Below are 18,282 nucleotides of genomic sequence, written 5' to 3'. Positions count from 1 at the left end.
GCATACGAGCACCCTCATGGCTGATAGCACTGCGACCCCCGTACGCCGCGCCCTTCTGAGCGTTTCTGATAAAACTGGCATTGTCGAATTTGCCCGTGGCCTGTCCGAGTCCGGCGTGGAGCTTCTGTCCACGGGCGGTACATTCCGCCTGCTACAGGAACACCAGATTCCGGTTAAGGAAGTTAGCGAGCACACCGGTTTCCCCGAGATCATGGATGGCCGTGTCAAGACACTGCATCCCAAAATCCATGGCGGCATCCTCGCTCGTCGTGGGCAGGATGACGCCGTCATGGCGGAGAACGACATCACGCCGATTGATATGGTTGTGGTGAACCTTTATCCGTTCGCCGCCACCGTTGCCAAACCGGACTGCACGCGCCAGGAAGCCATTGAAAACATCGACATTGGCGGCCCGACCATGGTCCGCGCCTGCGCCAAGAATCATGCCTACACGACGATTGTGGTCAATGCCGCCGACTACCCACGGGTACTGGGTGAACTCACCGCCCAGGACGGGCATGTCAGCGAAGCCACCCGTTTCGATCTTGCCGTCAAAGCGTTTGAGCACACGGCGGGCTACGACGCTGCCATTGCCAATTACCTGGGTCGCCAGGTTGAAGCCGCAGACGCCAATTTCCCGCGCACGTTCAATCTACAGCTGCACAAGAAACAGGCCATGCGCTACGGGGAAAACCCCCACCAGCAGGCGGCTTTCTACGTGGAGGAAGAAGCGAACGAACCCGGCGTGGCGACGGCGAGAATGCTGCAGGGCAAACCGCTGTCGTACAACAATGTCGCCGATACCGATGCCGCTTTCGAGTGTGTCAGAGCCTTCGAAGACACCGCCTGCGTTATCGTCAAACACGCCAACCCCTGCGGCGTTGCGATTGGCGCCACCGCCCTTGACGCCTACGACAAGGCCTTTGCGACCGATCCTACCAGTGCGTTTGGCGGCATCATCGCGTTCAATGTGGCGCTCGATGCCGACACGGCTCGGGCAATCATCGACCGCCAATTTGTAGAGGTGATTATCGCCCCCGGCGTCAGCGCCGACGCCGCTTCCATCGTGGCCGCCAAGCACAATGTCCGGCTACTGGATGTCAGCGCACACTGGCTCAGCGAAACCCAGCCGGCCTTCGACTTCAAGCGCGTTAATGGTGGCCTGCTGGTTCAAGAGCGCGACCAGGGCATGGTGCCCCGCGATGCCCTGACGGTGGTCAGCGAGCGCGCGCCGTCCGAGCAGGAACTGCGTGACCTCACATTTGCGTGGCGGGTTGCCAAGTTCGTTAAATCCAATGCCATCGTCTACGCCAATAACGGTCAGACAATAGGCGTTGGCGCGGGACAGATGAGCCGTGTCTATTCCGCCAAGATTGCGGGCATCAAGGCGGCCGACGAGGGCCTCTCGGTGCCGGGCTCCGTGATGGCGTCAGACGCTTTCTTCCCGTTTCGTGACGGCATTGATGCCGCCGCCGCAGCGGGCATCACCGCTGTCATTCAGCCGGGGGGCTCAATGCGCGACCAGGAAGTGATCGATGCAGCCAATGAAGCCGGCATTGCCATGGTGTTTACCGGCATGCGCCATTTCCGCCACTAGGCCCGGTTAGCCCCCGCCATCAAAAAGCCCTCATTGATGTCTTATCGATGAGGGCTTTTTCGGTGCAGGAAAGCTTATACAGTGGGGGTTAACCGAGGTCAATGCACAGGTACTTGGTTTCCAGATACTCTTCCAGGCCCTGATGGCCCCCTTCGCGTCCCAGGCCGGACGCTTTCACGCCGCCAAACGGCGCCGCTGCATTGGAGATCAGGCCGGTGTTAATGCCGACCATGCCATATTCGAGTGCTTCAGACACCCGCCAGACCCGCGACAGGTCACGTGAATAGAAGTACGACGCCAGCCCATACTGAGTGTCGTTGGCCATTTCAATGGCCGTCTCTTCGTCGTCGAAGGGAAAGACCGCCGCCAGCGGGCCAAAGGTCTCTTCATGGGCCACTTTCATTTCACTGGTGGCAAAGCTGATCAAGGTAGGGCTGAAGAAGTTACCGCCCAGGGGGTGGGGATACCCGCCCAATAACAGCTCGGCCCCATGATCGACAGCATCCTGGACGTGCTCACTGACTTTATTGACGCCATCCTGATCAATCAACGGCCCGATGTTGATATTGTCCTGAGTGCCATCGCCCACATTCAGCTCGCTGTTCATCGCGACGGCGAGTTTTTCGCAAAACGCATTGATCACGCTGGACTGGACCAAAAAGCGGTTGGTGCAGACGCATGTTTGACCTGCGTTTCGGAACTTGGCGGCCATGGCGCCATCCACTGCAGCGTCAAGGTCGGCATCCTCAAAGACGATAAAGGGCGCATTGCCACCCAGCTCAAGGGATATTTTCTGAACATGCTCTGCGGCCTGCGCCATCAGCTTACGGCCAACCTCGGTTGAGCCGGTAAAGGTAATCTTGCGCACCTTGGATGACTGGGTAAGCGCTTCGGCGATGTCAGCAGCGCTGCCCGGCACGACGTTGAAAACGCCCCGGGGGATACCGGCACGTTCCGCCAGCATGGCCAGCGCCGTGGCCGAAAACGGCGTCTGGCTTGCGGGCTTGACCACAATGGTACAGCCAGCCGCCAGGGCCGCACCCGCTTTACGGGTAATCATCGCCGCCGGGAAATTCCAGGGCGTGATGGCACCGACAACGCCAACAGGATGCTTGGTCACCACGATACGCTGATTGGCATTGGCTGCCGGAATGGTTTCGCCGTAGACACGGCGAGCCTCTTCCGCAAACCAGCGCAGAAAGCTCGCCGCATAGGCGATTTCGCCTGCCGCCTCTTTCAGAGGCTTACCCTGCTCGTGGGTCATCAACATGGCAAGATCATGCTGATGCTCGAGCATCAGGTCATGCCACTTCAATAGCAAATCCGCCCGTTCCTGGGCAGTCAGCGAACGCCATGCGGGAAGCGCTGCATCGGCCGCTTCAATGGCCCGTTCCGTTTCGGCTTTCCCCAACCTTGGCATATCACCCACTATCTCGCCGGTGGCCGGGTTAAGGACGTTGATCTGATCACCGCTGTCGGCCGCTACCCAACTTCCATCGATATAGGCAAACGGACAGTACAGCTGTGTCTCTTTAAGCGCTTCCATGTCAGACTCCTGCCCCCAGATAAGGGACTCATCAGCAAAATAACCTCTTCATGCTATGACGAAACAGGGTAGCAGACCAACCGTAATGCCGTATCGTGTCGCCCTGGGTTAATTGACCAGCGTCAAGAACTCCTGACGCGTTGCCTGATTGGCCCGGAAATCGCCCAGCATGACAGAAGACGTCATGCTCGAATTTTGTTTCTCGACACCCCGCATCATCATGCAAAGATGACGGGCTTCAATGACCACGGCGACCCCACGTGCCTGGGTAACCTGCTGCACTGCCTCGGCAATTTCCCGGGTCAGATTCTCCTGAATCTGCATGCGCCGGGCGTACATATCGACGATGCGAGCAAATTTGGAGAGTCCCAAGACGTTACCGTTCGGCAGGTAAGCAATATGGCACTTGCCAATGAAAGGCAGCAGGTGATGCTCGCACATTGAATACAGCTCGATATCCTTGACCAGTACCATTTCGTCGGTCTGCGACTCGAATACGGCGCCGTTGACGATTTCCTGAAGCGACTGATGGTAACCATGCGTCAGGAACTGCATTGCTTTCGCTGCACGAAGCGGCGTGTCTTTCAGCCCTTCGCGCTCAGGGTTTTCCCCAAGTGCGCTGATAATCTGCTGGTAATACTGGGCGATATCATCCGTCATGGTAAGCCTCGTCGAAAGTGTCTTGCACGATGGATAAGGCACCATCGCGCTAAAAGGAGTCGGCCTTTGGCCGCCATGGCAATGATTGGACGCGATCCAGACACAACCATGTACAGAAAATATACTTTAAACAAGTTATGTACAATAAAATATTAACATAACGCAATAAAGCATTGTATCTTAGCGTACCTCGACGCTGTGTGGCAGCCTGGCATGATGAGGCATGCCGCTATACGGATGATAGAAGGACACTATGCCAGCCACTGCGGCTTTTTAAGGACCAGCAACTGTTGCTCGAGTTGCCGGATATGCTGGTCCCAGTACCCTTTATCAGCCACCCAGGGAAACGCCAGCTGGAAGGCTGGGTCTTGCCAGCGAGAGACCAGCCATGCGCTGTGCCGTATCAGCCGGTAGGCACGCAGCGGCTCAATCAGCTCTATCTGTTGATGGGGAAAGGGGCGCGTTTCTTCGTACCCTTCGACAATCTCACTTATCTGACGGCGCCACTCGACGGGCTCATTGGCGGATAGCAGCATCCAGATATCCTGGATAGCCGGTGCCATCAGGCAATCATCAAAATCCACCAGTGAAAAATGCTCATCACGCCCCAGGATATTGCCCAGATGACAATCACCGTGGCAGCGTATCACCGCTTCCTCACCCCACTGGTAGGGACGAAGCGCTTCCAGCATGCGGATAATGACGCTTTCATAACCTCGGCGCTGATGACGATCCAAACGCTGGCTATCGAAGACCCGTTGCTGGGCATCTCTCACTCCCTCCAGTAACTCAAGGCTTGGGCGATGGGTAAAAGTGCCCTTCTCGGCCACCAGGTGCAGCCGCCCTATCAGCTCTCCCAGTGCGAAAAGATGGGCATCGTTGTCCAGCTCGGGGGCCTGACCAGGGCAGTGGCAGAATAACGCAAAACGATACCCTTCATAGTGATGCAGACTCTGCCCCCGACGATCACGCCAAACGGTGGCCACCGGCACCTCGGCCTGGCCCAGTTCGGCTAGAAAATCGTGCTCTTCCTGAATAGTGGCGTCCTGCCAGCGTTCAGGACGGTAGAACTTGATGATCCACTGACTACCGTGCTCATCGCGGAACATCATCACGCGGTTTTCATAGCTGTTCAGCGCAAACGGTTCTGACGTTGGCCATATATCCAACGACTCAACCGCTGACATCACAAGACCGGGAGAAAGCGTTTGAAAAACATGCGTCATGGTGTCTCCATGGGATCCATCCGTAAAAGGCTATCGTCGACGATGGGTCATGCCGTTAGACATCATCCACCACCAGCGGTGTGCGCGCTGCCGCCCATACATCAACACGCTGCACCCCTGCCCGCCGCAATGCCAGGGCGAGCGCATGAGCCGTGGCGCCCGTCGTGACAACATCATCGACAATCGCCACATACGCAGGCGGTGGTATCTCGACCACAAAAGCGCCCGCCAGATTGGCAAAACGCGCCTGACGGTTCAAGCCGCGCTGTGAAGGCCCCTGCTTGAGTCGCCGGGCTTCGAGCAGGGGCAGGCCGCTTCGCTGGGCAAGCTCGAAAGCCAACCAGTGCGCCTGGTTGAACCCGCGGTCGCGGGCACGCTCGGGGGTCATGGGCACAGGCAGTATCGCATCAAAGGGTGGCGAGGGCAGGCTGTCCTGCATTAATTCACACAGCAACATGCCTGCCCGGGGCCGGGCGTTGAACTTGAAATCGCGCACCAGCGCATTGATGGGGGATGCATAGCGTAACGCCACATGAGCCGCCTCAAAGGCGGGCCGCTTACTGATGCAATGCCCGCACAAGGATGGGTGATCATTCGTTAGCTGATCACCACAGCACGGACAGGCAGGTTTATTCCAGGGCAACTGCTCGAAACATTCCGAGCACCAGCTTGCGCCCCCTTCAAGGGGTGCCAAACAAAACGCGCAATAACCCGGTAGTGCCCGTTTTACCAGAGCACTACCGGCAGCTACCCAGCGTTTCAATCGCATTCGCGCTCCTTGACCGGCGGATTGATCACTTTGTCGTTGACTTTATACAAAAGATTGATAGTATACGCCCCGTTCCGCGGATGTGGTGGAATTGGTAGACACGCTAGATTTAGGTTCTAGTGCCGTAAGGCGTGGGAGTTCAAGTCTCCCCATCCGCACCAATTCAGTTTCAAGCGTCATTCACTCCTGGCACCCTGCTTACTTCCCTCCTGACGGCTTCATCAATGATTGTCCGTTTTCCTCATATTCGGCTTTTTTGTATCCATTATATGCGTTTAGTCTGATATAAATGTATCAGCTATGTGACTGGCATCTCCAGCGTATTGAGCTAGCTTTTGTTTTACTTGGCAGATCCTCAATAAACATCCGGCGAAGGAACGCATCCATGGAATGGCTCAATAATAACGCTCAGGCAATTTCCGCAGTCACGAGCATCCTGACGCTTCTTGTCTGGTTATTTTACGCGCAGCTACTCTATAACGGCTACGTTCGCCAGCGGCGCCCACGCATCATCATCAACCGCGGCCTGGGCACCGGGCAGAATGCGCTGTGCTTGATCAGCAACATGAGCAGTGAATCCATCTATATCCAGCATGTGGTGGCGATTCTTCACACGCGGGAAAACAGCTACATGGTCGACGTCGCGGAGTACCAGGAAGAAAAAGAGGACGAACAGAAAGGGAAATCCATCAGAAGCCATCAGGGACCGCTGGCCTCTGGCGATTACCTGCATATGCAACGCTTTGCAGCATTGCCGATCAGATCTGCGCCGCCTGGCGACTGGACAACGCCATCTATGACCAGACGGGGCTGCAACTGGAACTGCGGGTGATTGCCATCTATGGATCGGAGGACAGGCCTGTCGGGGCGTCACGGACATTCTATCTAAGCGACCCATCCACTTCCGAAAAAGCATTGATCCCCATCAGCGTGGATACCAAGCGTCTCAACGGGCGGCTTCAGCGCCGTAAGGTAAAGCGCTGGGCCGAAGAGGTGGATAACCTGGAAACGAAACGCTAGGGCCGGGATCACCAACACCGCCCCCATGGAACCTGGCTATAGCCGCAGCCCACCGTCGCACTCGATGATCCGACCCGAGAAATAGTCGTTCTCGAGGATAAAGGCCACGCTTTGCGCAATGTTCTCCGGCTCGCCCAGGCGCTTGAGCGGCACCTTCGACGCAATGCGTTCCAGCATATCCGGGCGCATTGAGGCTGTCATGTCCGTATTGATAAAACCGGGTGCCACCGTGCCCGTGCGAATGCCGTACCGCGCAAGCTCGGCTGCCCAGGTGACGGTCAATGCGTGAACCCCCGCCTTGGCGGCCGCATAATTGCTCTGGCCGGGATTACCCGCTTTCGAGATGCTGGAAATATTGACGATCACGCCTTCGTGCCGGGCTTCGATCATTTGCGTCGCCGCTTCCCGGCCACATAAAAAAACGCCCGTCAGGTTGATATCGATAACCCGCTGCCACGCCGCCAGGGACATACGCGTTTCCACCTGCCCCTCCTTGGCTTTCACCATGAGGGCATCGTCGGTAATCCCCGCATTATTGACACACCCGCTGATCGGCCCCTGCTTCTCGGCAATGTCCGCAAATGCCTGCGCAACCGAGGCTTCATCGGCGACATCAACGACCACTCCCTGGGCTTCGATCCCCTGTCGGGCCAATGTCGAGACAGCGCTATCCAGAGCTTCGCCACTAATATCCAGCAATGCCAGCCTTGCCCCCTTCTTCCCCAGTTGCTGGGCCACGGCATAGCCCAAACCCTGTGCGCCTCCGGTTATCGCAATTACCCGACCATCCAGCTTCATTTGACACTCCTTCCCATCCGTTTTTAGCACGTTGATATATCTCGTCATTCAAACTGACACGCAAACCATCACCCGGCAATCCCCAAAAGCGCAATGCAGCTTCGCTGGGCTATTTAGCCCAACTTGTTTTTCGATCAGACTGTCACCATATCTATCAGGACGTTTTTTACGGAGTTGGTTATGCCCATTTTGGTGTTTGTTTCCCTGTTCACGCTTCTCGATTTTGTCATCCTGTTCTCGATTGGCAGCCAGATCGGCTTATTAATGACCCTGCTGCTGGTGATTGGTACCGGGGTCGTGGGGCTCCATCTCATTCGCAAGGAAGGCGTGGCAACCTTTGCCCGCGCTCGTCAGCGCATGCAGGCAGGTGAAATTCCCTCTAATGAGCTGTTTACCGGTGCCGCCCTGATATTTGGCGGCGCGCTATTGATGGCACCTGGTTTTCTGTCTGACGCCCTGGGCCTTGCCTGCCTTGTGCCGAATGCCCGCCGCCTGCTGTTTAAACTGCTGACCGCCCTGGGGTTAAAGGTCGCCACCCACCGCACATCCGGGCATGACCCGTCGTGGGCCTACCAGCAGGATGAACCCGACTATCGTCACGGTGAGCGCGCCTCATCCGCGGAAAAGCCGGAAGGGCCGATCGAAGGTGATTTTATTAGTCGGGATGAACCGAAACACCGTGGCTAGCAAACGGGTCAGCGCTTGAGATTTTTTTATTAGCGACCCCTTGAAAGGCCATTCGCAGCCCCCACTTTTGAAACAGCATACAAGTTCGGTAACTGCTTCACTATAAAGTGGTTGCCATTTACAGCGAAGGCATCCTGCCTTCATTTTTCGCGGGCACCGCCCACGAAAGTTATCAACACTAACCGCCCTGACTGGGGCTTTGACGATACTCAGGAGAACGTAAGCATGAATATCCGTCCTTTGCACGATCGCGTCGTCGTTCGTCGCGTGGAAGAAGAGCAGAAAACCGCTGGCGGCATCGTGCTTCCGGGCAATGCGCAGGAAAAGCCTACCCGTGGCGAAGTTATCGCTGTCGGTAACGGCCGCATTCTAGAAAGCGGCGATGTTCGCCCATTAGACGTGAAAGTTGGCGATAACGTGATCTTCAAAGACGGCTTCGGCGTTGAAAAACAGAAAATCGACGGCGAAGAAGTCTTGATCATGAGCGAAGCCGATATTCTGGCAGTTGTCGAAGGCTAATCACCGCCTCGGCCCATTACTTTCCCATTTCTTGAATTTTATTAGGAAGTAACGAACATGGCAGCTAAACAAGTCAAGTTTTCAGATGATGCTCGCAAGCGCATGGCGCGCGGTGTTGACACTCTTGCCAACGCAGTAAAAGTTACCCTGGGCCCGAAGGGACGCAACGTCGTTCTCGAAAAATCCTTTGGTGCACCCACCGTCACGAAAGATGGCGTATCGGTCGCCAAGGAAATCGAACTGAAAGACAAGTTCGAGAACATGGGCGCCCAGATGGTCAAGGAAGTCGCCTCGCAAACGTCTGACGTGGCAGGTGACGGTACTACCACCGCGACCGTGCTGGCCCAGGCCATCATTGCGGAAGGCCTGAAAGGCGTGACCGCCGGCATGAACCCGATGGACCTCAAGCGCGGCATCGACCAAGCCGTCACTGCAGCGGTCAAGGAAATCCAGGCGATGTCTGTGCCCTGCACCGACACCAAGTCCATTGCCCAGGTAGGCACCATCTCCGCCAACGGCGACAAGCGTATCGGCGAGATCATTGCCGAGGCGATGGAAAAAGTCGGTAAAGAAGGCGTCATCACCGTTGACGAAGGTCGTGGTTTCGAAGACGAACTGGAAGTCGTCGAAGGCATGCAGTTCGATCGTGGCTACCTGTCGCCCTACTTCGTGACCAACCAGGACACCATGTCCGTGGAACTGGAAGATCCTTACATCCTGCTGGTGGATAAGAAGATCTCCAACATCCGCGAACTACTGCCGGTCCTCGAAGCCGTTGCCAAGCAAGGCAAGCCGCTTGCCATCGTTGCCGAAGACATCGAAGGCGAGGCACTGGCCACGCTGGTCGTGAACAACATGCGCGGCATCGTGAAAGTTGCGGCCACCAAGGCTCCCGGCTTTGGCGATCGTCGCAAGGCGATGCTTCAGGATATCGCGATCCTCACCAACGGCACCGTGATTTCCGAAGAAGTTGGTCTGACCCTCGAGCAGGCGAACCTGGATCATCTGGGTACTGCCAAGCGCATGACCATGACCAAGGAAAACACCACCATCATCGATGGCGCCGGTGTTGAAGCCGATATCGAAGCCCGTGTGGGTCAGATTCGCACCCAGATCGAAGACACGTCTTCCGACTACGACAAAGAGAAACTGCAAGAGCGGGTTGCCAAACTGGCAGGCGGCGTTGCGGTTATCCGCGTCGGTGCGGCCACCGAAGTGGAAATGAAAGAGAAGAAAGCACGCGTTGAAGATGCGCTGCATTCGACTCGCGCCGCCGTTGAAGAAGGCGTTGTGCCGGGTGGTGGTACCGCACTGGTTCGCGTCATGGCCAAGGTACAGGGCCTGACCGGTGATAACGAAGACCAGAACCACGGCATCAACATGGCACTGCGCGCCCTGCAGTCGCCGCTGCGTCAGATCGTCAGCAACGCCGGCGAAGAACCGGCTGTGATCATCAACCGCGTAAAAGACGCTGAAGGCAACTTCGGCTACAACGCGCAGACCGGCGAGTTCGGCGACCTGTTCGAAATGGGCGTCCTCGATCCGGCCAAGGTTACGCGTTCCGCGCTGCAGTCTGCGGGCTCCGTTGCCGGCCTGATGATCACCACCGAGTGCATGATCGCCGACGATCCGGACGAGAAAGAAGCTGCCCCGGATATGGGTGGCATGGGCGGAATGGGAGGCATGGGCGGCATGATGTAATTGCCCCCCGAGCCTTTCCGCTCTGACGGCCTACCGTCATCAAGAACCCCGCCCTGTGCGGGGTTCTTGTCGTTAAAAGCGTGTTAACATCACATTTTCTTATACCGCTATTCAGGCTGCTTTATCACCGTGCTTTCCAATATCCGCATTGTGCTGGTGCAAACCTTCCATCCAGGCAACATTGGTGCCACCGCCCGGGCCATGAAAACCATGGGCTTGACGAACCTGGTGCTGGTCAACCCGCGGCAATTCCCTGACGACGAGGCTACCCGCCTTGCCGCGGGCGCCACCGATGTCCTCGACAACGCCCAGGTGGTCACGCAGCTCAACGAGGCTGTGAGCGACTGCGTTCAGGTAGTAGGCGCCAGCGCGCGGCTACGCAGCCTCCCCCTGCCCCATTTTGAAGAACCCGACGACATGGCCCAGGCGGTCACCCAGAACGCGCAGCATGCGCCGGTAGCACTGGTGTTTGGCCGTGAACGCTCAGGGTTGACCAACGACGAGATTCGCTGCTGCACGCATCAGGTGAGCATTCCCGCCAACCCTGACTACGGCATTTTAAACCTTTCTCAAGCCGTACAGATCCTTGCCTACGAAGTCCACCGGGCCTGGCGCAGGCGCGACGACAGCGACTATGTTTATCAGCAGCCGACGGAGACCACGCCGCCGAGCCGCGAGCAGTTCTTGCACTTTCAGGCGCACTTGGGGCGACTGATGCAACAAAGCGGCTTTATTACCCAGCCGCATGCGCGCACAGAGGAACAGCTGCAGGCGCTGTTTACCCGCGCCCAGCCGAGTCGCAAGGAGCTTTCCCTGATGCGTGGCCTGCTAAGCGCTTTCGAATCCCACTTGCCGGATCGATAATTCGAGCCACACAGGTCCCATCGTGCAAGATCCGTTCTACATACCAAAAAAACGGCGAGCTTGAGCTCGCCGTTTGGGTCTATACCGCTGGCTGATTGTGGGCGTAACGCTGATTAACGGGCCAACCACGCCATCAGTGCTTTACCGGTCGCCGCTGAGGAAGGCGGGTTTTGGCCGGTAATCAACTGGCCATCCTCACGCACATAAGGCGTAAAGTCGTCTGCCTTGCTGTAAATACCGCCACACTGCTGAAGCACGTCTTCCACCAGATGAGGCACGACATCCGTCAGCCCCACGGCCGCTTCTTCACCGTTGGTAAAGCCGGTCACTTCACGGCCTTTCACCAAGGGATCGCCGTTCGTGCCTTTCGCGTTGACGAGCACAATCGGCGCATGGCAGACCGAAGCCACCGGCTTGCCTTGCGCGATAAAGGTTTCGATCAGGTTGATAGAATCTTTATCATCGACCAGATCCCACAACGGGCCGTGGCCACCCGGATAGAACACGGCATCAAAGTCATCCGCCTTCATATCGCTCAGGCGATGCGTCGCCGCCAGGGCAGCATTGGCCTGCTCATCCTGCTTGAAGCGCCGCGTTTCATCGGTCTGCCCATCTTCGGCATCGCTTTTTGGATCAAGCGGCGGCTGCCCCCCTTTCGGTGAGGCCAACGTCACTTCGGCCCCGGCGTCCTTGAACACATAGTAAGGCGCGGCAAGCTCTTCCAGCCAGAAACCGGTCTTTTCGCCGGTATCACCCAGCTGATCATGCGACGTCAGTACTATCAAAATACGCTTGCTCATCTAAATTCTCCTAGCGTGATGCGTTCAAAACTCCGCTTAACACTCTTCTAAGTGGGGGCGTACCCGCTGAATTGCAAGCCGAACCTGACTGTCCTGGCTGGATGTCTTGCCCTGGATGCTTAAAGCATCATCGCCGCCAGCCAGCCAAAGCCGATCAGTGGCAGGTTGTAGTGCAGGAAGGTGGGGACCACGCTGTCCCACATATGATCGTGCTGACCATCCACGTTCAACCCTGCGGTTGGGCCAAGCGTTGAGTCGGATGCCGGCGAGCCCGCATCCCCCAGGGCCGCCGCGGTGCCCACCAGCACGACGGTCGCCATGGGCGAGAAGCCGAACTGAACCGCCAGCGGCACAAAAATAGCCGCAATAATGGGAATCGTCGAAAATGACGAGCCGATGCCCAGCGTGATAAACAACCCGACCAGCAACATGATCAGGGCGGCCAAGCCACGATTATCACCAAACAGGTCGACCGCACCCGCGACAAGCGTATCGATATCGCCGGTGGTTTTCATGACTTCTGCAAAACCGGCCGCTGAAATCATGATAAAGCCGATCAACGCCATCATGCGCATCCCGCTGGTGAACAAGTCGTCGGCCTCGCGCCATTTAAAGATGCCACCCAGCGACAGCAGCCCGATCCCTACCAGGCCGCCCAGTATCATCGAGCCGCTATAAAGCTGAAGCCCGAGAGCAGCGACAATGGCGACCCCCGACATGACCAGCCCAAGCCTGTGTGGCGTGGCGGGCGTCGCCGAATGCCCTGCCGAGGTGTTCGCTGACGGTTTGGCGTCATAGTCGCGCCGACCGCGATAGCTGAAGGTTAGCGCCACGATCAAGCCCATCAGCATCCCGCCGACGGGGATCGCCATCGCCATGGGCAGCATCTCGCGTGAGATTTCCAGGCCCAGCGGCTCGCCCGCGCTATTCAGGTTGGCCAGCAGGATATCGTTGAGAAAGATCGCGCCAAAGCCAACGGGCAGCAGCATGTAAGGGGCCGTCAAGCCGAAGGTCAGCGCACAGGCCACCGCGCGACGGTCAAGCCGCAGACGGTTCATGACCACCAGCAGAGGCGGAATCAACACCGGAATAAAGGCGATATGCACGGGGATTGCATTCTGGGAAAGAACCGCGACCAGCACGATGGCGGCCAACAGTACCCACTTCACGCTATTTTGGTTGGCCGTATGGGGTTCTTTTCCCAGCATCCTGATCAGCACCTTGGCCAGCATGTCCGGCAGACCCGAGCGGGAAATCGCGACAGCAAAGGCGCCCAGCGTTGCATAGGCAAGCGCCACCTGGGCACCGCCGCCCACACCATCGTTGAACGCCTCGAGCGTCTGATCCAATGAGAGCCCACCGACGAGCCCGCCCACTAACGCGCCCACGATAAGGGCAAACACAACCGACACCCGCGCAAGCGAGAGCGCGACCATCACAAGTACGGCAATAATTACGGCGTTCATCAATCTTCCTAAAGCAGGGCAGTGAAGTGGTAAGCGAGAAAACGCGGGATTTTATCAGAGAAAATCGCTATTCGCGGTGCTATTTACCCGATATAACACCAAAAACCACCAGCCAGATTTGCTGCTATGCAACACAATGCCTGCTATGTTGGTATCCTGCGTTTTGGATTAACTGACCTTCGTGCTGCTAGGGAGCGCTCATGAGCACCTTTGCCATTGTCTTTTCGCTGTTGCTGCTCATCTTTCTTGCCTATCGTGGGCTGACGGTCCTGATGCTCGCCCCGCTGATGGCGGCGCTGGCAGTCACGCTCTCGGGTGAAGCCGCTTTTTTGCTGCCAATGTATACCGACACCTTCATGGGAGCCCTCGGCAGCTTTGCCATTCAGTTTTTTCCGTTATTCTTTCTAGGCGCCCTGTTTGGACAGCTAATGTCGGATTCCGGCGCCGCTCAGTCAATTGCCAACGGCATCGTCAACAAGTTGGGCACCCGTCATGTGGTACTGACGGTCGTGCTGGCCTGCGCGATTCTTACCTACGGTGGGGTTTCGTTATTTGTCGTGGCGTTTGCCATTTACCCCATCAGCCGCGAATTATTCCGCCGTACCGATATCCCCAAACGGCTGATTCCAGGAGCCATTGCGCTGGGCTCTTTTACCTTTACCATGACCGCCCTACCCGGCACCCCGACCATCCAAAACGCCATCCCTATTCCTTATTACGCCACCAACAGCTTTGCCGCTCCCGGCCTGGGGGTCATCGCCGGGCTCATAATGCTCGGGCTGGGGATGGCCTACCTGCAATCTCGGGTAAAACGGGCGGCCGCCCTGAATGAGGGCTACGGCCAGCACAAAGAAGGCGAGACGGATGACAGCGACACCCAGGATTCGCCGCCCAATATGCGGTTAACCACGGCGCTGGTTCCGTTGATCATGGTGATCGGCCTAAATGGCCTGCTGACGTATCTTGTTTTCCCGTCAATGGATCTGAACTTTATCAGCGATGAATTCGCCGACGTATCGCCCGCCCGGCAGAGCGGACTGTGGTCGATCTTGCTCGCCTTACTAAGCGCTTCGATATGGCTGGTCATCAGCCGCTGGAAACACTGGATAGACCTGAAAAACACGGTTAACGGCGGCTGTGTCGACTCGCTGCTACCCATTTTCAACACCGCCTCCGTGGTCGGCTATGGGGCCGTGATTGCCAGCCTCGAGGGCTTTAACATCATTCGTGACACAGTGCTCAACGCATCGCCGGGTAATCCGCTGATTTCCGAAGCGCTGGCGATGAGCGTGCTGTCGGGTATTACCGGTTCGTCGTCGGGAGGCCTGTCGATTGCGCTCGAAGCGCTGGGCGGCGAATACCTGGCGATGGCGCAAGCGGCCGGCATCGACCCCGAACTCATGCATCGTGTTGCCACATTGGCCGCCGGGGGCATGGACACCCTGCCGCATTCAGGTGCGGTGATAACGCTACTAACCATTTGCGGACTAACCCACCGCCAGGCCTACGGTAACCTGGCCATGGTCACGATCGTGCTGCCCATCGCCGCGCTGGTGAGCGTGATCACCCTGGGAACGCTGTTTGGCAGCTTCTAAAATAACCTTGCGCATGAGATAGTTAACATCAGACCAGCGCTAGCAACTACGGGCCCTGCATTACGTGACGATTCCGTACCCTGAACACATAGTGGTGGTCATCACCACCTCTATCGCCGTCGTGCTCGCGGTTCTGCTGCACTATGAAGCCCTCTGGCTGATTTCCCGCCAGATTGAGCGATCAAGCAGACCTCACCGTCAGCGCATTCTGGCCATGGCATTCGGCGTGCTGATGACCCACATCGCCGAAATCTGGCTATTCGGCCTCACGGGTTGGTGGCTGACAGAACTGCAAGGCATTGGCGCCCTGAACGGCTATAGCGCTTTCAACCTGCTGGATCATATCTTCTTCGCAGCCGTCACCTACACCACGGTGGGCTACGGCGATATTTATGCCACCGGCCCGATCCGTTTTCTGTATGGCACCCTGGCACTCACCGGCTTTGTCTTGATCACCTGGTCGGCGTCATTCACCTTTGTTGAAATGCAAAAGCATTGGCGAGTAAGAAAATAACCCGTCCGTTCCATACGCTAGGGATTGTGCATGTTTGAAGTCATCATCTTATCGTTTGCCTTTATCTTCGGCATTGCGGCTCGCCAGCTCAGCCTGCCACCCCTGGTGGGCTTTTTAACGGCCGGTTTCGCGCTTAATTTTGCAGGCCCCTATATCGGCTTACCCACGGAGGCGGGCCCGCTACTTGAGCACCTCGCGCATCTAGGGGTTTTGCTGCTGCTATTCACCATTGGCCTGAAGCTCAACCTTAGAAATCTCGTCGAACCTGCGGTGCTGGGTGGCGCCTTTATCCACCTTGGCATCACGGCGTTTGTTTTCACTGCAGGCTTTGTGATCTTTCTTGGCCTGGCGCTCGATACTGCCATTCTGCTGTCCATTGCGCTTTCGTTTTCAAGCACGGTACTGGCTGCCAAGGTGCTCGAAGGTAAAAGAGAATTGCGGGCGCTGCATGGGCGACTGGCGATCGGTATCCTGATTATCCAGGACCTGGTGGCATTGGCCGCCATCAGCATTTACAGCGGCCAGTCTCCCTCCTGGTGGGCGCTCTGGATCCTGGCACTGCCGCTTCTACGGCCACTGCTTTACTGGCTGATGAGCATTGCCCAGCACGATGAAATGCTGGTACTGATGGGGGCCGTTCTCGCCATTGCCGTCGGCGGGCTTGGGTTCGATGTGGTAGGTCTCAGTGGTGAAGTGGGCGCCCTGGTGATGGGGCTTCTGCTGGCCAGACATCCGCGTGCTCAGGAAATGTCCAAAGCGCTGTGGGGACTCAAAGAGATCCTGTTGATCAGCTTTTTTCTGCAGATCGGCATGTCGGGCCTACCCGACGCGAACGCGCTGATCTTCGCTGGCGTCATGGCAATGCTGTTGCCGCTAAAAACCGCGCTGTTTTTTGCCCTGCTGGTTATTTTCAAGATCCGCGCCCGTAGTGCTTTTCTGGGAAGCCTCAGCCTCACGGCCTACAGCGAGTTCGGCCTGATCGTGGCGTCCAGCCTCCTGGAGGAGTGGCTGGTACCGCTGGCGCTGACGGTGGCGCTTTCATTCATCATCGCCGCGCCGCTCAACCGCGTCGCCCACGTTCTCTTTGATCGTTATGAAGCCCGCCTGACGCGCTTTGAACGTCACTTACGCCACCCTGATGAGCAGCCCGTCACTCTGGGCGATGCCAGAATGATGGTGATCGGCATGGGCCGGACCGGCAGTGCCGCCTACGACTTTTTCGTCGAGAACCATTTGCGGGTGGTCGGCATTGATTCCGACCCGAATAAAGTAGCGTCATCCCAGCGCGATATACGCTATGCCGATGTAGAAGATATCGCCTTCTGGTTGCACCTGGATATTCATGCCCTTGAAGCCGTGATGCTGGCAACGCCCAACATCGAGAGCAAACTCTTTGCCACTCGCCAATTGCGCAAAGCAGGCTTCAAAGGCACGATCATTGCCGGTATCAACTATCCCGATGAAGAAGCCCCCTTGATGGCGGCTGGCGCTGACCAAACCTACTTGCTGATGGCCGGTGCCGGTATCGGCATCGCCGAAAAAACCTGGGAAAGCCTGCAGTCTACTGCGCCAACCACGTTTTGAATGGGCAGATCAGCCCATCCGCCAGCGTCGCCACTGACGGGCGAGCACCCCATACTTGGGTGACAGCAATAACGCCATAAAGAACCAGCCAGTGGCCACCAGCACGATCGTGCCGCCCGAGGCGACATCCAGCATCGCCGACAACCAGAGCCCGACCACCGCGGAGCTGACACCTACCGACACGGATATCAGCATCATGGTACGAAAACGGTCGGTCAACAGATGGGCGGTCGCACCAGGGGTAATCAACATGGCCACCACTAGGATGATCCCCACCGTTTCAAGGCTTGCCACAATGGTCAGTGTCAGCAGCAAGATCAGCCCGTAGTGAATCACGCTGGTGTTGAAGCCGAGCGCCTGCGCCTGCTGAGGGTCAAAGGCGTAGAGCAACAGCGGACGAAAAAAGAGCCATACCGCCAACAACGCAATGATACTGGCGACCAGCGTCAGTAACAGCGCCGACTCCCGCACGCCCAGCACGTTGCCAAACAGAATGTGCATCAGGTGAGTACTGGAGGCAATCTTGCTGATGATCACGATCCCCAGCGCAAAGGCCGCCGTGAACATCAACCCCATGGCAGCATCTGACTTGATTCGGGTATGCCGTTCGATAGCCCCGATACCTATGGAGGTCAGCGCCCCAGTAATGAAAGCACCGATAAAGAACGGCCAGCCGAGCAGGTAGGCAATCGCCACGCCGGGTAGCACCGCATGGGAGATGGCATCGCCCAGCAGTGACCAACGTTTGAGGACCACATAGCAGGAAAGCAAACCGCAAATCGCCCCCACCATCACCGACGTCAATAGGGCGCGCTGCATGAAGCGGTACTGAAAGGCATCCGATAGCGTATCCGGCAGCAGGTTGACCACTACCATCAACGCATTCATCAGGCCATTCACCAGCCCGGTGCCAAAGGCGTCTAAAAGCTCAATCAT

At 57.3% G+C, this 18,282-nt stretch carries 18 protein-coding genes, 1 tRNA gene and 1 pseudogene; 11 read left to right on the top strand and 9 right to left on the bottom strand.

The features are described 5' to 3' along the window. The first annotated feature begins 16 nt into the window (after nucleotides 1-16). Nucleotides 17-1,597, top strand: coding sequence for a bifunctional phosphoribosylaminoimidazolecarboxamide formyltransferase/IMP cyclohydrolase (gene purH / locus NH395_RS02195; RefSeq protein ID WP_253022093.1), 1,581 nt, complete (start codon nucleotides 17-19; stop codon nucleotides 1,595-1,597). Between the two features lie 88 nt (nucleotides 1,598-1,685). Here purH and NH395_RS02190 read toward each other — a convergent pair whose 3' ends face one another. From NH395_RS02190 to NH395_RS02170, 5 genes and pseudogenes are all read right to left on the bottom strand, one after another. Continuing rightward, nucleotides 1,686-3,143, bottom strand: a complete 1,458-nt coding sequence (locus NH395_RS02190; RefSeq protein ID WP_066320381.1) for an NAD-dependent succinate-semialdehyde dehydrogenase — start codon at nucleotides 3,141-3,143, stop codon at nucleotides 1,686-1,688. Between the two features lie 108 nt (nucleotides 3,144-3,251). Beyond that, entirely contained in the window at nucleotides 3,252-3,803 is a 552-nt protein-coding gene (gene folE, locus NH395_RS02185) for a GTP cyclohydrolase I FolE (RefSeq protein WP_066320379.1), read from the bottom strand. 251 nt (nucleotides 3,804-4,054) lie between these two features. Beyond that, entirely contained in the window at nucleotides 4,055-5,029 is a 975-nt protein-coding gene (locus NH395_RS02180) for a serine/threonine protein kinase (RefSeq protein WP_253022091.1), read from the bottom strand. A 55-nt stretch (nucleotides 5,030-5,084) separates the two neighbouring features. Next, entirely contained in the window at nucleotides 5,085-5,561 is a 477-nt protein-coding gene (locus NH395_RS02175) for a ComF family protein (protein WP_253022424.1), read from the bottom strand. Between the two features lie 45 nt (nucleotides 5,562-5,606). After that, nucleotides 5,607-5,798 (bottom strand): annotated as a pseudogene (locus NH395_RS02170) (double zinc ribbon domain-containing protein); the annotation flags it as partial. Between the two features lie 76 nt (nucleotides 5,799-5,874). Between NH395_RS02170 and NH395_RS02165 the strand changes: the two are divergent. From NH395_RS02165 to NH395_RS18440, 3 genes are all read left to right on the top strand, one after another. Further along, nucleotides 5,875-5,959, top strand: a tRNA-Leu gene (locus tag NH395_RS02165). A 224-nt stretch (nucleotides 5,960-6,183) separates the two neighbouring features. Beyond that, the gene (locus NH395_RS02160) at nucleotides 6,184-6,630 is read left to right on the top strand and encodes a hypothetical protein (RefSeq protein ID WP_366064964.1); all 447 of its coding nucleotides are present in this window, start codon (nucleotides 6,184-6,186) and stop codon (nucleotides 6,628-6,630) included. Then, nucleotides 6,627-6,818, top strand: coding sequence for a hypothetical protein (locus NH395_RS18440; RefSeq protein ID WP_366064962.1), 192 nt, complete (start codon nucleotides 6,627-6,629; stop codon nucleotides 6,816-6,818). The genes NH395_RS02160 and NH395_RS18440 overlap by 4 nt, the downstream gene beginning before the upstream one ends. A gap of 36 nt (nucleotides 6,819-6,854) precedes the next feature. Here NH395_RS18440 and NH395_RS02155 read toward each other — a convergent pair whose 3' ends face one another. Next, nucleotides 6,855-7,616, bottom strand: coding sequence for an SDR family oxidoreductase (locus tag NH395_RS02155; protein WP_253022089.1), 762 nt, complete (start codon nucleotides 7,614-7,616; stop codon nucleotides 6,855-6,857). Nucleotides 7,617-7,796: 180 nt separating this feature from the next. Between NH395_RS02155 and NH395_RS02150 the strand changes: the two genes are divergently transcribed. The 4 genes from NH395_RS02150 (at nucleotide 7,797) to NH395_RS02135 (ending at nucleotide 11,387) form a co-directional block, all read left to right on the top strand. After that, nucleotides 7,797-8,303: an FxsA family protein gene (locus NH395_RS02150; RefSeq protein WP_253022087.1), complete on the top strand. Its 507-nt coding sequence runs from the start codon at nucleotides 7,797-7,799 to the stop codon at nucleotides 8,301-8,303. A 225-nt stretch (nucleotides 8,304-8,528) separates the two neighbouring features. Then, nucleotides 8,529-8,822 carry a co-chaperone GroES gene (locus tag NH395_RS02145; protein WP_066320359.1) on the top strand — a complete coding sequence of 98 codons (294 nt, stop codon included), beginning with the start codon at nucleotides 8,529-8,531 and terminating at the stop codon, nucleotides 8,820-8,822. Nucleotides 8,823-8,879: 57 nt separating this feature from the next. Continuing rightward, complete coding sequence (gene groL, locus NH395_RS02140) at nucleotides 8,880-10,523, top strand: chaperonin GroEL (protein ID WP_092829509.1); 1,644 nt, start codon at nucleotides 8,880-8,882, stop codon at nucleotides 10,521-10,523. 129 nt (nucleotides 10,524-10,652) lie between these two features. Continuing rightward, nucleotides 10,653-11,387, top strand: a complete 735-nt coding sequence (locus tag NH395_RS02135; protein ID WP_253022085.1) for a TrmJ/YjtD family RNA methyltransferase — start codon at nucleotides 10,653-10,655, stop codon at nucleotides 11,385-11,387. A gap of 113 nt (nucleotides 11,388-11,500) precedes the next feature. Here the strand turns inward: NH395_RS02135 and NH395_RS02130 are convergent, their stop codons facing one another. Together NH395_RS02130 and NH395_RS02125 are read right to left on the bottom strand one after the other, a co-directional pair. Beyond that, nucleotides 11,501-12,187 carry a type 1 glutamine amidotransferase domain-containing protein gene (locus NH395_RS02130; protein WP_253022083.1) on the bottom strand — a complete coding sequence of 229 codons (687 nt, stop codon included), beginning with the start codon at nucleotides 12,185-12,187 and terminating at the stop codon, nucleotides 11,501-11,503. Nucleotides 12,188-12,306: 119 nt separating this feature from the next. Further along, nucleotides 12,307-13,653, bottom strand: a complete 1,347-nt coding sequence (locus NH395_RS02125) for a Na+/H+ antiporter NhaC family protein (RefSeq protein ID WP_253022081.1) — start codon at nucleotides 13,651-13,653, stop codon at nucleotides 12,307-12,309. Between the two features lie 200 nt (nucleotides 13,654-13,853). Here NH395_RS02125 and NH395_RS02120 point away from each other — a divergent pair, with 200 nt between their 5' ends. The 3 genes from NH395_RS02120 (at nucleotide 13,854) to NH395_RS02110 (ending at nucleotide 17,346) form a co-directional block, all read left to right on the top strand. Next, on the top strand, nucleotides 13,854-15,248 hold the full coding sequence (locus NH395_RS02120; protein ID WP_253022079.1) for a GntP family permease: 1,395 nt from the start codon (nucleotides 13,854-13,856) through the stop codon (nucleotides 15,246-15,248). A gap of 64 nt (nucleotides 15,249-15,312) precedes the next feature. Continuing rightward, nucleotides 15,313-15,762 carry an ion channel gene (locus tag NH395_RS18435; protein WP_253022077.1) on the top strand — a complete coding sequence of 150 codons (450 nt, stop codon included), beginning with the start codon at nucleotides 15,313-15,315 and terminating at the stop codon, nucleotides 15,760-15,762. Nucleotides 15,763-15,792: 30 nt separating this feature from the next. Continuing rightward, nucleotides 15,793-17,346 (top strand): cation:proton antiporter family protein, encoded by a 1,554-nt coding sequence (locus NH395_RS02110; RefSeq protein WP_253022076.1) that lies wholly within the window; start codon nucleotides 15,793-15,795, stop codon nucleotides 17,344-17,346. 9 nt (nucleotides 17,347-17,355) lie between these two features. Here the strand turns inward: NH395_RS02110 and NH395_RS02105 are convergent, their stop codons facing one another. Next, entirely contained in the window at nucleotides 17,356-18,282 is a 927-nt protein-coding gene (locus NH395_RS02105; RefSeq protein ID WP_253022074.1) for a metal ABC transporter permease, read from the bottom strand.

Origin of the sequence: Halomonas sp. Mc5H-6 (assembly GCF_024124705.1) — a bacterium.
Lineage (GTDB): Bacteria > Pseudomonadota > Gammaproteobacteria > Pseudomonadales > Halomonadaceae > Vreelandella > Vreelandella subterranea.
The sequence above is the reverse complement of the archived record's forward strand: the minus strand, read 5'-3'. Positions and strand labels throughout refer to the sequence as shown.

What these genes read in the sequence shown, in the direction of transcription:
- purH (WP_253022093.1), top strand. Translation starts at nt 17, where the DNA reads ATGGCTGATAGCACTGCGACCCCCGTACGCCGCGCCCTTCTGAGCGTT.
- NH395_RS02190 (WP_066320381.1), bottom strand. Translation starts at nt 3,143, where the DNA reads ATGGAAGCGCTTAAAGAGACACAGCTGTACTGTCCGTTTGCCTATATC.
- folE (WP_066320379.1), bottom strand. Translation starts at nt 3,803, where the DNA reads ATGACGGATGATATCGCCCAGTATTACCAGCAGATTATCAGCGCACTT.
- NH395_RS02180 (WP_253022091.1), bottom strand. Translation starts at nt 5,029, where the DNA reads ATGACGCATGTTTTTCAAACGCTTTCTCCCGGTCTTGTGATGTCAGCG.
- NH395_RS02160 (WP_366064964.1), top strand. Translation starts at nt 6,184, where the DNA reads ATGGAATGGCTCAATAATAACGCTCAGGCAATTTCCGCAGTCACGAGC.
- NH395_RS02155 (WP_253022089.1), bottom strand. Translation starts at nt 7,616, where the DNA reads ATGAAGCTGGATGGTCGGGTAATTGCGATAACCGGAGGCGCACAGGGT.
- NH395_RS02150 (WP_253022087.1), top strand. Translation starts at nt 7,797, where the DNA reads ATGCCCATTTTGGTGTTTGTTTCCCTGTTCACGCTTCTCGATTTTGTC.
- NH395_RS02145 (WP_066320359.1), top strand. Translation starts at nt 8,529, where the DNA reads ATGAATATCCGTCCTTTGCACGATCGCGTCGTCGTTCGTCGCGTGGAA.
- groL (WP_092829509.1), top strand. Translation starts at nt 8,880, where the DNA reads ATGGCAGCTAAACAAGTCAAGTTTTCAGATGATGCTCGCAAGCGCATG.
- NH395_RS02130 (WP_253022083.1), bottom strand. Translation starts at nt 12,187, where the DNA reads ATGAGCAAGCGTATTTTGATAGTACTGACGTCGCATGATCAGCTGGGT.
- NH395_RS02125 (WP_253022081.1), bottom strand. Translation starts at nt 13,653, where the DNA reads ATGAACGCCGTAATTATTGCCGTACTTGTGATGGTCGCGCTCTCGCTT.
- NH395_RS02120 (WP_253022079.1), top strand. Translation starts at nt 13,854, where the DNA reads ATGAGCACCTTTGCCATTGTCTTTTCGCTGTTGCTGCTCATCTTTCTT.
- NH395_RS02110 (WP_253022076.1), top strand. Translation starts at nt 15,793, where the DNA reads ATGTTTGAAGTCATCATCTTATCGTTTGCCTTTATCTTCGGCATTGCG.
- NH395_RS02105 (WP_253022074.1), bottom strand. Translation starts at nt 18,282, where the DNA reads ATGATTGAGCTTTTAGACGCCTTTGGCACCGGGCTGGTGAATGGCCTG.